The 17,099-nt window shown below is 44.5% G+C and carries 4 protein-coding genes; 2 read left to right on the top strand and 2 right to left on the bottom strand.

From position 1 onward, the window contains the following. Positions 1 to 62: 62 nt before the first annotated feature. Entirely contained in the window at positions 63 to 602 is a 540-nt protein-coding gene (gene hslV, locus OXI21_RS05245; protein ID WP_279618510.1) for an ATP-dependent protease subunit HslV, read from the top strand. A 13-nt stretch (positions 603 to 615) separates the two neighbouring features. Further along, positions 616 to 1,959, top strand: coding sequence for an ATP-dependent protease ATPase subunit HslU (gene hslU, locus OXI21_RS05240; protein ID WP_279618509.1), 1,344 nt, complete (start codon positions 616 to 618; stop codon positions 1,957 to 1,959). A 155-nt stretch (positions 1,960 to 2,114) separates the two neighbouring features. Here the strand turns inward: hslU and OXI21_RS05235 are convergent, their stop codons facing one another. Both OXI21_RS05235 and OXI21_RS05230 read right to left on the bottom strand, forming a co-directional pair. Further along, on the bottom strand, positions 2,115 to 7,538 hold the full coding sequence (locus OXI21_RS05235) for an autotransporter outer membrane beta-barrel domain-containing protein (RefSeq protein ID WP_279618508.1): 5,424 nt from the start codon (positions 7,536 to 7,538) through the stop codon (positions 2,115 to 2,117). A gap of 385 nt (positions 7,539 to 7,923) precedes the next feature. Continuing rightward, positions 7,924 to 16,689 (bottom strand): autotransporter outer membrane beta-barrel domain-containing protein, encoded by an 8,766-nt coding sequence (locus OXI21_RS05230; protein WP_279618507.1) that lies wholly within the window; start codon positions 16,687 to 16,689, stop codon positions 7,924 to 7,926. Between the last annotated feature and the right edge of the window lie 410 nt (positions 16,690 to 17,099).

The raw sequence follows: 17,099 nt of genomic DNA, 5'->3' as shown, positions 1-17,099 counted from the left end.
TGAAATTCTCAATTCTCCCCTCATTATAGCACTACAACTAAAAATATCGTAAGGAGATACTAGTGGAACAATTTAGAGGAACTACGATCTGTGCAGTCCGCCGCGGCAATCAAGTTGTCATCGGTGGCGATGGCCAGGTTTCAATGGGAAACACAATTATGAAGGGCAACGCACGCAAAGTTCGTCGCCTCTATAATGGCAAAGTGATCGCGGGATTTGCCGGCGGTACCGCCGATGCCTTCACCCTCTTTGAGCGCTTTGAAGGAAAACTTGAAAAATATAGCGGCAATCTCACCCGTTCAGCGGTTGAGCTCGCTAAAGAGTGGCGTACCGAACGCGCGCTGCGTAAATTGGAAGCCCTGTTAATCGTTGCCGATGAGACCGCAACCTTTATCATCTCAGGATTGGGCGATGTGATCGAACCGGAACACGATATCGCCGCGATCGGATCAGGGGGAATGTTTGCCCACAGTGCAGCGCTTGCATTAATCGAAAATACCGAGCTTCCTGCCGAAGAGATCGTACGCAAAAGCCTCAACATTGCCGGCAGCGTCTGTATCTACACCAACACCAATTTAACGATTGAAAAACTCGAATTTTAATTAGGAACCCAATATGAGTGCTATGACCCCAAGAGAGATTGTTCAAGAACTCGATCGATACATTGTCGGGCAACATGAAGCCAAACGCTCCGTTGCCATCGCATTACGCAATCGTTGGAGACGCCAACAAGTCGAAAGCGAGATTCGTGCGGAAATCACCCCGAAAAATATCTTAATGATCGGGCCAACCGGTGTGGGTAAAACAGAGATTGCCCGCCGTTTAGCCAAGCTCGCCAATGCCCCCTTTATTAAAGTGGAAGCGACGAAATTTACCGAAGTCGGTTATGTTGGCCGCGAGGTGGATTCCATCGTGCGTGACCTTGTGGAAGCATCGGTGAAACAGGTGCGCGAGCAGGCTATTAAAGCAGCCTATCCGAAAGCGGAAGAAGCGGCGATTGAGCGTGTATTAGATGCAATTTTACCACCGCCCAAACATATTGGATTTGGTGATGAACCGGCAGCTCCTTCAAAAGAAAACTCCGCAACGCGCCAAAAATTTAGAGAAAAACTGATTCGCGGTGAGATGGACGATCGTGAAATTGAGATCGATATCGCTGCCAATGCAGGATTGGGCATGAATATTATGACGCCTCCCGGCATGGAAGAGATGGCCGAGCAGTTGCAATCGCTCTTCCAACAATCAGGGCAAGAGCGCCGTAAACCGCAAAAAATGAAGATCAAAGATGCGCTGTTACAGGTGCAAAATGAGGAAGCAGCACGCCTTGTTAATGAAGAAGAGATCAAACAAACGGCCATTGAAGTGGCGGAAAATCAGGGCATCGTCTTTATTGATGAGATCGATAAAGTCTGTGGTCGCGGCAACACAAGCGGCGCCGATGTTTCACGTGAAGGCGTTCAGCGCGACCTCCTTCCTTTAATTGAAGGCTGTACCGTCTCCACTAAATATGGCGCAATCAAAACCGACCATATTCTCTTTATCGCATCCGGTGCGTTCCATCTTGCTAAACCTTCGGATCTAATCCCAGAACTTCAAGGCCGTCTCCCGATTCGCGTTGAATTAAAATCGTTAAATGCCGATGATTTCTATCGCATTTTGACCGAGCCTTCCTCAGCGCTTATTAAGCAATATAAGGCGCTTTTAAAAACGGAAGGAGTGAATCTTGAGTTTGAAGATGAAGCCCTTAAAGAGATGGCAACGATCGCCTTTAGCGTCAATGAAAAGACCGAAAATATCGGCGCGCGCCGTCTTCATACAATTTTAGAACGTCTTTTGGAAGAGGTCTCTTTCTCAGCCTCTGAAAAAGAGGGCGAAACCGTCACCATTACTAAAGGCTATGTACGTAATGAACTTGGCGAACTCTCTGAAGATGAAGATCTGAGCCGCTTTATTCTCTAAAGAACCACGACTCAATATAGACCCAAGGTCTGCTAACCCCACAAGGTTAGCCCTTGGGTTTTTTGTTGCTTCTTTTATTACCTGCAATAAAAAAGCGATCCGAAGATCGCCTTTTATTATTAATGGTGTGCTGACCGTTTAACTAACCGAGCTCCCTAAAATTCATAACGAATCCCGGCTGAAATTTTAGTATCGCGGTAGCTGTTGGACCCTTTACGGAAGCCCACATCGCCCCACACTTTGAGGTTGTCATTCACATCCGCTTCAAGGCCCACTTTCACCTCACCTAAGTTACGTGTGCCCTTCTGCTCAACGCGAATGCCATCAAACTCAGCGGCAAACGGTTTAGAGTTATGGATATAGTTAAGATCCATATAAGGACGAATTGATCCGCCATTCGCGAGTGCTTTATCCGCAAAGAGACGCACACCGAGACGGGTTTCAATATTATCCTTACTGCCACGGATTTTCGTGCCCGATCCATCGGTCATATCATCCATTTTGGCGCCCATCCAGGTGAGTTGCAGTTGCGGTTGAAGATGGAGATTTTGACTTAATTCAAATGCATAGCCAGCTTCAATAGAGGCAATGAATCCTTTAACTTTATAACTTTCATTATCTATACCTGCACTTTTAATCGTACTATCCATATAGATATATTGGAGCCATCCATCGACATAGCGATAATGATCCTCCCCTAAGGTCCCATAGATTCCAATTGCATATGCATCACCACGGCCCTTTGATTGATACCCTGTGACTTCATTTCTACTCTTACTTTCAGTGTAACCATAACCGCCCATCAACCCAAATGTGAATGGCTGATCCCCAAACACTCCTTTAATCACGTCACCTCCAACTTGGAAGGCATAGTAATCCTGCGTTATCTTCGCCTGATTGCTACTATCTCTAAACGTGCCAAAATTTGCATTGGTTCGTGTCCATAATGAGCTTTCTGGCGTAATATATTGGCGATCGTGCAATCCATGATTAAAAAGTCTATTAGCTGAAGCTAAATTGCCAATATAGGCACCTGTTTCTGATCTAAATTGAGGCGTCGTTGGATCCACATCTGGGGGCAACACTTCGTCCTCAATATGATTGGTGAGATACCAATGCCCTTTTTCTAGCTCAACGAGCCTATATTCATACGCACCTCCCACTGTACGGCCCTTATGAATCAGTTCAATATCGGAATGATCTCCATCATCAATCCTGATCAGCTCAATGCCTCGATTGGTAGGAGCACCCAATCCATGAATATTATCCACAACCACCTGGCTCTCTCCGGTAGCTTTCCCCTCAATGACTAACTGGTCAGTGGGCGATTGATCATTACCATAAATCGTACCAAAATGGATCGTACTACCTTTACCGCCGAAATAGTCCCCTTTGATCGTAAACACCCCTGGAGTAAACTGATTTGCGTCGGGCTGATTATCACCTTGTGCATTAATTCGCGATCCTATCTGCAGTTTTCCGTTATTATTTAAATTCCCCTGAAGCGTGCCATATCCACCAATTACCCCATTATTCTTAACTGAATTTGCTGAAACAAATGACTGATCCAGAAATGTGAGCATTCCTTCTTGATCGATATAAAGCGTCGCATCGGTTTGATAAGTTATTCCAGAATCGATGCGTAATGCGCCCTGCTTAATCTCAATATCCCCACTATAATGCTGGCTTTGTTCAAATGCTAACGTTCCACCGCCCAATTTTGTAAAAATACCTCTCCCCGTCAATTGTCCACGATACGTTTTTACGCCTTCATTAATATCGAAAGTCAACGCTCCCTCATTGTTAATATTTCCGGAAATTAACCCAAATTGATCCATTGTGACTCTTGATAAATCATCAATGACCAACGCCCCTTTAAAGCCATTGTTATCCCCCTGTAGATAGAGAGCGCTATTTTCAACATTGAGATAACTTGATTGAGTGCCACTTATCTGAGTACCAATCACCGCAATGTCCTGCTGGTTATCTCCAGAAACATTACGATAGGTTAACGTGGCATGATCTGTTAACTGCACATCTCCACGACCTAGCGCTGCCTCATGCTCAGCAATTAACGTTTTATTATTTTCAATTAAAATTGTGCCATAATAATCACTATTATTTGCAGTAAAGATCGTATCATCCCCAGAAACGGTAACAGACGCTGTTTTACTACCCATAAGCCGATTATCAAATCGACCTTCACCTGCGAGCGTTAAGCGTCCCTCATTCCAGATCACTCCCGCACTCTTTCCCTCCGAGCTTTTTCCAAGAGCGTGATGATTTTTAAGTACAACCCCAGCCCCCTGATCGATGCGTGTGGTGCCTGCGTAATCCTCATTACCATTACTGAGCGTCAACTCCCCCCCTGCTACAGTCAATTGCCCGTTTTTATCACTTGTAATCGAGCCGTCAATTGTTCCGCCATTACGAATTATTAAATTACTCTCATTCAGTGAGAGCTTCGCACTATTCGAGATACTAAGAACCCCTACCTCTTGTCGCTTTTCTCCCACAAATGTCACATGACTTCCATCTTCTAAATTAAGATGGCTCGTTCGTCCAAAAGCATTATCTGTGGTAGCCCGCACTTCGCTTCCTTTAATATGCGTTTCACCCATATAACTGCTTTTTGCATTACCAACCTCAACAGGATGTTCTTTACTTGATGGGGTAATATCAAAAGTAAATCCACCTTCACCTGATAGAATTACCCCTAATTTTGTATTGCCCTCCGCATCATTTTTTAATGTTAAAAAGTGATCTTTCTTTGCTTCTAATTCCGTTAATCCATAGGTTAAGGCAATTAAGCCACCCTCTCCCTCTTTAGACTCTACGATTCCTTTATAATCGTAAATCGCTACGCCGCCCTCAAGCTCATGCCGTGCTTCTAAGCCACTTTCAATCAATTGACCTTCTTTATTGACTAACGTAATAGAGGAGCCGTGACTCTTATCGGTCAGCTGATTGGCTTCCACAAATTCAGCCCCAATCACACCTTTTTGCTGATCAAAAAAGCTGATTGAACGATCAATGTCATCTAAACTCTCTTGCCCTTTGATTGCCTCAAGATCATCAATCATTAGTTCACTACCAGACATCACATGAAGCGACTCTACATAGAGCGGATCGAAGGAATTGCCTTTAAATTGAAGCGTTCCTCCCGCTAAATTAAGCACATTCCACCGATCATTCTCATCACTTGTTTGCACAATCCCAATTGAGCCCTTTTTAAACGTAAGCTCTGCGCCTTTTAATTTAGCCTGATGATCGAGATCTAAAGCCATGGTGCCTTGGTTCAGTATTAAATTTCCAGAAAATCCACTCATATCCGCTTGACCGAGTGTGAATTGACGGTCGCGACTATCTAGCGTTACTGAGACCGTTCCTGCACCGCCTAAACCATGATGAAGCGTATAACTCCCCATTTTATCAATGATAAATTCGGAATTCTCATCCACTGAAAGCCGCCCTGTATAACCGCTATAATCGCCCTTAATGCCAATTGACGCCTGATCGTTTAAATCAATGGCTCCTTCTCCTACAATGGCGTTATTTAACTGATGGGAAAATCTATTTAGGGCAAGTGTTGCCTCTTTACCAATGGTAACTTGATTATACTCATGGTTACCTAGCGCATAGGCGTGAGTAATCGTCAATCGGCTCTCATCTTCTAATGCAAAACGACCAGCATAAGTTGAACGATCTCCTGTAAAATGAATATCGGCTTGTTTATCAAGTTTAATGAGCGCCGTTTTATCATCCTTGGTGGTGATAATCTCATTACCAAATACCCCTTTAGCTTCTTCGGTAAAGAGGAGCGTTCCTTGTTTAAGATTCACTTTGCCAAACCCGCCTATAGAAGCCACACCATAAAGTGCCAATGTCGCATCCTGATTAACAACAAGCGTTCCTTTAAAAGGATGATTATCAAGTTGCTTAATAGAGAGGCGCTCTCCATCTGCTATTGTTAAATGACTCTTATCACTCCCCGTTAAAAACCCTTCTATTATTCCATCTCCAATTAAAGAGAGATGCCCCTCATTTAAATTTAAAAGCGATCCTGTTGCGGTATTCAATCCTCCCGCCGTTTGGGCTATATGGTTTAAATCAAGCTCTGTATTGTGATTTAAAATAATATTGGATGTACGTCCAAGTACCTGATCGCTCTGTAGATTTAACTTGCCGGATGTTAGTGTTGTAACCCCACGGTAATCATTGGGCCTTTCGTGGGCATCACGGTATAGCGTAATTTGATCTTCTGATTTAAAGGTAAAGCCACCTTCTCCTGTAAGTAACACCTTAAACTTTTTTGCCTGATTCTCATTATCTTTATGATTACTGATTAAGATGGAGTGATTTTGATTCGCTTCAAGTGACGTTAAAGTCGCACCATACCCGATTCCATTCTCCCCCTCTTTACCATCCGTAATAATTAATCCTTGACCGGCACTATAATAGGCAAATCCAGCATTATCGGCTAACGCGGTTTTTGTCGCCTCTTTTTCACTTATAGGATTGCCCTTTTCATCCTCCAGATAGATCTCGGCACCCGTCTCTTTTGATGCTGTTTTCCCTTGAATAATCATGCCGGCTAAAGCGCCTTGTTGCTGATCAAAGAAGTTCCCAGAAGGAAGCGTATCTGTCTTAAAATCAGCCCCATTGACCTTGATCGTACTCACCCCCTTTTTCACGTGAATATGCTCTTTGATCTTGAGTGTTTCAAAGCCGCCTGTTTGCGCTGTAAAATTGATCGTGCCACCATCAAGCGTTAACCCTTTACTTGATTGAGTCAAACCACTATGAACGTTGACCGTTCCTGAAGCACCAACCTCCAACGTTGCATTGGGTAGCTTATTTAAGTAGGTCATATGATCAGTATTAAAGTCGATCGTACCACTAGTTAACTGTAGCGTTCCATTAAACTCATCCCCTTTCATATCCCAGGTAAAATTAAACAGATTACTCGGCTCAATATCTACTTGGAAAATCCCTGCCCCACGAATATTATGATGCAGCGTAAAAGTATTCGCATCACGGTTAAAGCGATAGATAGAGTTTTGATCAATATCGAGCATCCCACTAAAGCTTGTCATTCCACCTGTATAACCCGCTAAAATAAGATCACTCCCCACTAAACGAATAGTGCCTTGCCCTTCAAATTTATTATGAATCTGCCCTGTTAGCTGAACCATCAGTAGATCGCCCTCAACCACTGCAGTATTATCAAATCCCAGTGCCTGTAAATCACGAATGGTTAATTTCCCACGTGTATCGATCTGATATTGCCCTTTATAAGCATCGTGGCTACGATCAAAAATGATGTGAGCATCCTGCGTAATATTTAATCGTCCGCTTTCGCTGCCCGATAACGAATTCTGAAAAACACCCTTTCCACCAAGATTAAGCGTTCCATCTAAACGGATCCCACTCAATGCTTGCAGCGCCTCATTAGGATATGACTCCGTCACTCCAACACCAATCTGATGCTCACCAAGAACTGAGAGAGAAGGCAATGAATGCCCATATACGGGAGAACTCAACAATGAGCTTGATAATCCCATAAGACCTACCGACATAATCGCGCCACAACGGGATAGAGCACGCCTCCCCCTTCGAACCATTCGAGTCTGTTTTGAAGATTTTTTCCGAGCATGTCCTAATTCAGAGGTCACTACCCAACCGAAAAGCCTAACACTCCAAATAATTCGATACACTCTATTCATCTATACTCTTCCTTCCTATTGTATCCATCAGATTAAGGTAACCAACATTACAATACTTAACACTATTAGCCCAATAGCATAATAGTCAATTATTAAAAAACAATCCCTTTCTTTCCTAACCTCACCAGAAAATAAAATTTAATATAGGTTCATCATCAATGTTCACACATAAAAAAAGCGATCCGAAGATCGCCTTTTATCATTAATGGTGTGCTGACCGTTTAACTAACCGAGCTCCCTAAAACTCATAACGAATCCCGGCTGAAATTTTAGTATCGCGGTAGCTGTTGGACCCTTTACGGAAGCCCACATCGCCCCATACTTTGAGGTTGTCATTCACATCCGCTTCAAGGCCCACTTTCACTTCACCTAAGTTACGTGTGCCCTTTTGCTCAACGCGAACGCCATCAAACTCAGCGGCAAACGGTTTAGAGTTATGGATATAGTTAAGATCCATATAAGGACGAACCGATCCGCCATTCGCGAGTGCTTTATCCGCAAAGAGACGCACACCAAAGCGAGTTTCGATATTATCCTTACTGCCACGGATTTTCGTGCCCGATCCATCGGTCATATCATCCATTTTGGCACCCATCCAGGTGAGTTGCAGTTGCGGTTGAAGATAGACATTTTCCGCGATTCCAAAGGTGTATCCCCCCTCGATTGACCCAACAAATCCTTTCGATTTTGAGGTTTCATCGCGTAAGCCATCGCTCTTCACGCTATTTTTAAAATAGACGTACTGGAGCGAGCCATCGAGATAGAGCCCTTCTTGGAGCTGATCGCCAAAGGTGGCGTAAAGCCCGAGAGAATAACCATCACCACTACCTTTCGCTCGTGAGCCGGTATCGCGGTTGGTGGTTTTACTGCTGCTATATCCATAACCGCCCATCAGCCCGAAGGTAAATGGTTTATCTGCTAACGATGTTTTAAGTAGGTCGCCTCCGATCATTAGAGTGAAGCTATCGATACTGGTACGATTGATGCCGCCATTATCGTTAAACTTCTCGAAACTGCCGTGCGTGAAGGTCCAAAGTCGGCTCTCCTCGCTTAGGTAGTTACGCTCTACCATCGAATGGCTAAAGAGTTTATTGGCGGCACTTAAACCGGCAAGATAGATGCCCGTTTCAGGACGATGGCCCTTCATGTTTTTCAGCATCCAGTTGCCATTGTCATCTTGTACCAGTTCAAACTCATAAACGCCCCCGACGGTACGCCCGATATGATCAAGCAATAGACTATTATTGCCTTCAATATCGACCAACGGAATATAGAGCACATCGTCACCCAGCTCATGCAGTTCTAAATGATGGATATCATCCACCCAAACACCGCTTTGACCAGTGGCATCGCCCTTAATAATGAGACGGTCTGCATCGGTTTGATCGCTACCAAAGTGAATCACACTGCCCTCTTCGGCAATTAAATTACCATCGACAACAAATTCACCCATCTCCGTATTGGGCTCAATATGATCGACACGGCTGCCCACATCGAGATGACCTTTCAGATTAAGATCACCATGGATGGTGCCGTATCCCCCGATTGACGCATCCGGATCGACAGTCACATTGCTATTAATATAGCTATTATGATCCATCGAGAGCTCGCCATGATCAGTCACAAGGACGTCATCGGCATTTAATCCCGCGCCTTGATCGAGCACTAAATGGCCGTAATCATCAACGATCACATGATTGCCATTCATGGTTGAATTTTCACCAAGATTGAGGAGTCCATCATCATTGACGTAGATATCATCAAAATGGGATTCCGACTCTTTGCCTTGATTAAACGACCCATCATTATTGACAATAAGATCGCCCGAACCGTTACCAAATTGGGCATTATCGCCAATGTTGAGTGCCCCCTCATCCACAATGGTATTCCCGCCAAAGTGTGAGTTATCCCCATTTAAATTGAGATTGCCATCGCCAATTTTATGAAGATCACCCTCACCGGAAAGCTCGCCATTGAAATCCACATCGATCTCAGGATTCACTTCCGCGGTCCAGCCACCGTGATTATGAATATTACCACCGGGAACGCCGTGGTCGATCGTGTGAAGATGTGAATCATCCTCAATAATCAGATCGCCCGTGAGTTCGCTATTATCGCCGGTAAAGATCACATCGCTATTATCGAGCGTAATCGATCCATCCCCTTTAAAGTTATTATCAAAGGAGCTGTTCGGTTTCTCCGCATCTGCGATCACAAGACCGCCATCGCCTCCGCCGATAATTTCGATATCGCCACCATTACCGAGCGCATTACTGTCGTTCACGATCACTTCTTGATCCGGACCGAAATAGAACTCGCCATCGTAACCACTATTATCGCCCGTTAAATGAACCGAGCCACTGCCCGAGAGATCCACTAAACCGGTCTGATCACCCGTAAATTGGTTGGAGAGCTCGCCATCGCCATCGACCAGATAATTGATGGTGCCATCATTTTCAATTCCGCCATCGCCTAAGCCGGCAAAATCATCGAGATTCACCACACCCTCTTCAAGCACATGAGTATCGCCATGATACTCCTCTTGTGGGCCATGAATGGTGAGTTCGCCACCGTCTTGACTATCGACCGTGAGATTACCCGATCCTTTCAGATCGCCATTCACCTCACCGCCATTTAAGATGGTTAAATTGCCCTCGTTAATATCAACGGTTGCATCAAGATCGGTATTGAGTTCCCCAACGGTTTGATCGTTTCCATTGAGATCGTAATAGGCATCATCATTAAGATTGAGCTCGGAGGTATTCCCAAAGGCGTTGTCTGAATCGGCAATTACCGTACCGCCATTCACCTCTGTTTCTCCCGTATAATTGCTGTTTTGATTGCCTAAATGAATCGTTTGATCGTTAGTATTGATGATAAAACCGCCATCGCCCGTTAACTCTACATTGAGCGAGTCGGTCGAATCATTTTCACCTTTCTCAATAATGATCGATTCACCTTCATGGGCATTAAGTCCAACGAGGCCATAATCGATATTAACCCCATTATCAAGCACAAGACCGCTGTAATCATAAATCGCAGAACCGGAGCCATCCTCTAGCTCTTTTTCCACGCGATTAATACTCTCAATGGCATTGCCATCTTCATCCACTAAGGTGAGTTGCGCGCCTTCGCTGCCGTCTTTAATCTTATCGGCTTGGATAATCTGCTCGCCGCCAGCCCCGCCACTTTGTTGATCAAAGAATGAGCCACTTGTATCGATATTATCGATGGCATCCTCTTTTCCTAAGAGATCAAGATCATCTAAAATGATGTGACTACCGCTCTCAGCACCGAGTTCGCCGACGTGAAGAAGATTGTGACGATCCGATTCATTCTCATTGACGTGAATATGAATGGTACCGCCATCGAGATCGAGCTCATTGAGATAGCCATCCTCGTCGACATGCAGTTTTCCATCCTCGCGTACGACCACATCGGCCCCGCTCAATTTATCGTAATGATCTTCATTGAGCGCCATTTCACCGCTATTGAGATCGAGCGTTCCGGTAAATTCATCGGGATTGATCTTGTCACCTAACGTAAATTCACTCTCTTTATTGCCAAGATCGACCACAAGCGAGCCATTGCCTTGAACGCCATAATCGAGCGTGTAATCGCCAGTTAGATCGCCGCCGATAATCCATTGTGAGCTCTCTTGATCTAAATCGACCATGCCGGAGAAGTCGTTCGGCGTCTGATTTACCGTAATTTGGCTATCGCCCACGATAAAATCGCCGGTGCCTCCAAAGGCATTATCAAAATCCACCGCGCCAAGGTTATTAAACTCGAGCGTACCATCATTTTGTAGATAGCCGTTACCAAGTCCATCCATGGTGTTGGTCGATGCATAACCCAGATCGTCAATGGTGAGATTGCCATCAAAACCGGAGTTATCGCCGGTAATCACCACTTGATCGTCAGGCGTTCCGCCTAAAATATTGAGCTCAGAATCCGCGCCCCCAGTAATGGTATTGGCAAGATTGCCACCGCCATGGATATTGAGTTTATTCTCGCCTTCCATGTCGATCGTTCCTTTGCCAAGGCTATCGCCATATTTAAGATCTGCAGTTGCATCATCTTTAAAGGTCGTGCTGGTTTCAAGATCGGGATTGTGCGTATTGACCGTAAGATTGCCATTTTCAACCACTAAATGACTCTCTGGGCCACCCTTTAAATCGCCATCAATCACACTATTGAGATCATTCCCATTCCCATCTGTCCCGCTTAAAATAATATCGCCGGCATTTAAGTCTACGACCGTTTCTTCTGATGTGGTTAATGAGTCCGCATGTTGAACATAGGTATCCATATCGAGGTGAGCATCATTCTCTAAAATGAGTGCGCCCTTATCACCAAAAACCTCATTGGCCCCCGCGGTAATCTTTCCGCCTGAAAAGGTGGTATCGCCGGTGTAATCGTTCTTGCCGTTACTGACCGTCAACCCCTCTTTATCGGAGAGGAAATCAAATCCACCCGCGCCATGAAGCTCAATGTGCAGATCTTTCTCGTCACTGCCAACGCTATCGATGGTGAGGGTTTTATCCGCATTCGCAGTAAGACTCACCAGCCCATAACCAAAGCCAATGCCGTCGCTCAGCGCTAACCCTTTATAGTCATAATCGGCCGTTCCTGCGCCTTGCTGAATCACAACTTCAACCCGTTTTGAGCTCTCTAACGCGTTACCCTCTTCATCGACTAAGGCTAATTGAGCCGTGCCACCCTCTTTAACCTCGCCTTCGATAAAGCGATTTCCATAGGCCAGCGTTTGCTGATCGAGTAGCGAGCCTTTCTCATCGATGCCCTCCATTTCACCGGATAGACCGATCGAGTCTTCATCTTTGATCATAATATTGCTCTGATCTTTCAGATAAATTTCGCCCGCGCTTAAGGTATTGAGCTGATCGCCCGTCGCATTTTTCTGCACATAGAGCGTTCCGCCATCTAATACTAAACCGCGCAGATCGCCATCAACACTCAGTTCACTATACGCGCCACTGCCTAGCGTTAATTGGGTGGATTCAAGTTTTGGTAAATGCGCCTCATTGAGATCCAAATGCCCCGTTTGGATAATTAAATCTCCAGCAAAATCACCGCTAAATTGATCACTGAGCGTAATCTGACTGGTGGAATCTGTAAGGTTAAATTGAAGTTCACCGTTACCGATCACATCGTAATTGACTTGATAGTGATCGTACGCTTCAAGATGCCACGCAGACGTTGCTTCATTTAGCGCAAGTGTGCCTTTGAAATCGTCATGATTGCCTGTCATCTTAATTTGATTGTCATTAACAACGAGTGACCCCGAGCCGGTAATTGTATTGCCTAATTCCGCCGTTTCATCGCCATCTTTAAATTCATCAAACCCGAGCGTTCCGCTCTTATTGAGATTAAGCGTGCCCGTTCCAACACTGTTTTCCCCTTTAGCCACGGCATAAACATCATCAGCAATGGACACTGTCCCGCTAAAACCACTATTATCACCGGCTAATGTGAGCGGAGCGGTTTCACTGCCGCCATTGACATTTAAAGTAGTCTCCTCATCACCTGTCACCGTATTATCAAAAATCCCCTCTCCTTCGAGATTGAGCTTCCCGAGCATTCCAAGATAAATAGTACTTGAACCCGCTGACTGAACATCTTTTAAGGTTAGCGATGAGTTGTAATATATCTCAATGTTGGCATTTAAATCATGATTTTGATTGTGGAGCGTGACATCTCCTTTATCCAACGTGATCGCGCCATCCCCTTTGATTTCACCATAGAGATGACTTTCTCTGTATTTCATATTTGGAAGTCGCCCATTATCAATATTGAGCGTTCCACCCGCAAGATCGAGAATCGTGCCTACTTTACTCTGTACGCTATCGACATCTTGAGTGAATCCTGCTAGATCAACGCTACCCCCATTTAAAATGAGCTGGCCCGTCTGCTTCTCTAGATCAATCCCGCCAAGCGCCTGATCATTCCCTAAAATCACTTTCCCTTGATTGACAATGGTATCGCCGGTGTAATTATTGCTGTGCGTTAAAATAATTGGCTCAGAGTGCGCATCAAAGGTGAATCCGCCTTTCCCAGTGAGGAGCGCATCCAATTCAGATCCGCCTTCATGATTGCTAATACCAATGGTTTGGTTTTCATATGCATTGAGCTCAGAGAGGAGATAGCCTAAATTAATGGAGCCTTTGCCTCCTTCAATCCCATCGGCGGTAAAGAGTAGCTCGCTATAATGAGCCTCGCCCACTTCCGTATCGCCCGTTTTGAGTTTTCTCACCGCATCGATATCGACCTGTGGGAGAATCTCTCCCGCTTGATTGACAAAATCGAGCTCTACGCCAACCCCGGTAAACTGATCGGCCTCTAAATAGGTGCGGTGCAGATAATTACTAAAGAAATCCTCTTCTGCGGGATTAAACTCCGATGTCCCCAAATCCGTTAAAGCATCCATATCTTCCACGACAATTTTACTACCCGCCGTGATGGAGAACTCTTTCACATGGAGCGGGGTAAAATCTCCATCCAAAAATTCAAGCGCACCTTGATTGATATTGAGTTTGCCGATAGTGACATTAAATTGCCCCACATTATCGGAATTAATCTGCAACAAAGCATCTTTCTCAATATTTAAAATGGCATCCTGCAAATTCGCGCTATAGATCGCATTATTGAGCGTTAATGCGCCACTCTTTAGATTAAACGTTCCGGAGAAAAGAAGATCGGGCGCTGTTTCATTGGTGAAGATAAAGTGGTGAAGCGCTGTCCCTTCTGCCCCTAAATCAACATCCACCGTGCCTGTGCCCCAAAGCGCTGCATCAAACTGATAATCTCCATTGACCTCTTTAACGACAAAACGGCTCTCCGCATCAATGCCAAGTTTTTCAACATCGGTAAATGCCTCGGTTGCGGTGAGTGTGGATTCATTTTTAAGGTTGATCTCATTAAAGCCCGTGACCTTTCCAACCTCATCATAACGAAAGTCGTTATTATCCAGGGTGAGTTCACTTGTTTTATCCCCGTTGGCATGGAGCGAGCCATTAACGACAACGCCATCTTTAAGCGTTAAATCGAGCGATCCATTCTTACTTTCGATATCCGAAACAGTCCCGCCCGTTAAGGTTACGGTATTGTGGCTTTCGGCATTGGCATCATTATTAAAGGTCATTCCGCCTTTAAAATCGAGGATAGCGATGGTATTACTGCCACTTCCCGCGGTGATATCACCCATCACCGATGCCCCATCTTTTTCTGAGGTAAAGATATTATCCCCATCACCAAGACGAATATCGCTATGGATTACCCCTTCATTGGTAAACTCACTTCCCGTTTTACTCGCTAGATAGAGGCCTGTGCCGCCCTCTTCCATCTCGATTAACCCTTTAAAGAGGAGATCGCCATTGAGAACCTGAATGCCCGTTCCCGCATTACCGGTAATTTTGAGCCCTTCTAAGGTTGCAAGGCCACCCGTTCGATCCACATTGATTGCAACTTGATCCCCTTGATTGAGCGTAATTAAGAGCGCCTCACTCTCGGCACCCTCATTAAAGGTAAAGGTTTCGCTGCCGGTTAGATGAAGTCCTTGATTACCCTCACCTTCCAGTGCGATTTGTCCGGAAATATTGATATTGTTATCCAAATTAAAACCAATTCCGCCACCTTCAACCGTCATATCAAGATTGGTAAAGGTGAAATTATCGAGCCCATTTTGCGTAAACCCGGTCACCTTATCCCCGACAATCACCTTACCGCCAATCACTTTAATGGCGTGAGCCTCACCATCTGTTCCTTTATAGACAATCCATTGCCCCGCATCAGTCAGCCGGATCTCTCCATGGTTTTCAATCTGCGCGCTTGATTCATCAATATGGAAGACAACGCCATTCGAAGCCGCAATATTGCCGTGATTACTCACCGTTGCCCCCTCGCCATAGAGATTTGCGAAGGTTTGCTTTTTATTTGTTAAATTAAAATCGCCATGGTTGATGAAATGGGCGTTTTCACCAATATTTGCTCCAATAAAGGACTCATATCTGTGCCCGGCAAATGTAGGCGTTTGGCTGTAGCTTGTAAGCGTTGCCCCATTTTTAATGTCATAGAGTGTAATCCGCTCCGTAGTTTTATTATCAACGGAAAAATTGGCGTGTGAGGTCGCCGTAACATCCCCATCGAGCTCAATACCGATGGAGTAATGTGCACTTGGGTCTTTAACTGGTGCAGATGACGAATGATATTTTGAGAAAAGGATTTGATTGGAATCTAAGACATCGATATGCCCCCCATCAACCCCTTTAATCGCGGTGCCCCGCTCGAGTCTAAAGAGCGAATCTTTAACAGTTAACTTTGACTCTTTTCCCGCGTCTATCCCTGAAAAAATCGCCCCATAACCGTGGGTATATTTATGCAATAGTGTGGGATCCGCAGCCGTTCTCACTTCTTTAACACTTAAAAGAAAATCCTGCTTGTAGGCCGTTTTAATATCAAAAATGACTGCCGCGCCCTGTTCATTGTCCGCCCCTGGCATGTCGTTCGCAACCGTATCTGAACCTAAAAAAGTTATCCCAGATGCATCAATCTCATAGATATCTTTGGCAAATTGAACCGCATCTTCGCCAAAATCAAAATCAAACAATGTAGTATTGGTTCGATTATGTGCGATCAACGCTTGGTTAAAGGTCAAATTAACGCCTGCATCCTTTATGGTAAAACTCGAAACATTCGATCCTTTGGTGCTGACTACCAGCTTAATCGGTTTTGAACCATTGCCCATTTGTAGGCTATCCCCACTTTTTAGTACGAAGCCTTCTTCCACATCAATCCGCTGCTCCGTTGTATAGTTATAATTTGTTGCATAGGCACTACTGCCCAGCATCATACCGAACGTTAACGCCCCAACCTGCAACACTTTATCTTTAAACTTCGAGCTCTTTTTATGGCTACTGCCTAATTCTGAGGTAACGACCCAGCGATTCACTGCTTCATTCCAGACCACTCTATAAATTTTATTCATTTGGATATCCTCGTCTTGTTGAAATCAACACTGCCGAAATATTCGACAAAATATTATCCCCATATCCATAGCAGAATATATGCCATAAAAAATAAACCTAGCATTATCAATGCTTTAATGATTTCAAATAAGACAAAAATCAATCACTTACTTTTAAAATGGTTTTAAGTTGTGGATTTTCAGATAAATTACGGGATTTTGTCACATATCGAATAAAATCAAATAAAGTATAATATTGTATACATTTACAAATCGAGACACTCATCTGATAATCATTAATCTCTGCAAAGATTCCCGCGGTCTTTTTTGTGTTCATCCCAGAAATCCAAAAAAAGTTTCAACCCAACACCTGATTGGCATTAACTTATGTAAACAAATGTATGGCGCTTTTTTGTCACTTTCTCGATATT

The organism is Ignatzschineria sp. RMDPL8A, assembly GCF_029815055.1.
Classification (GTDB): domain Bacteria; phylum Pseudomonadota; class Gammaproteobacteria; order Cardiobacteriales; family Wohlfahrtiimonadaceae; genus CALZBJ01.
The sequence above is the reverse complement of the archived record's forward strand: the minus strand, read 5'-3'. Positions and strand labels throughout refer to the sequence as shown.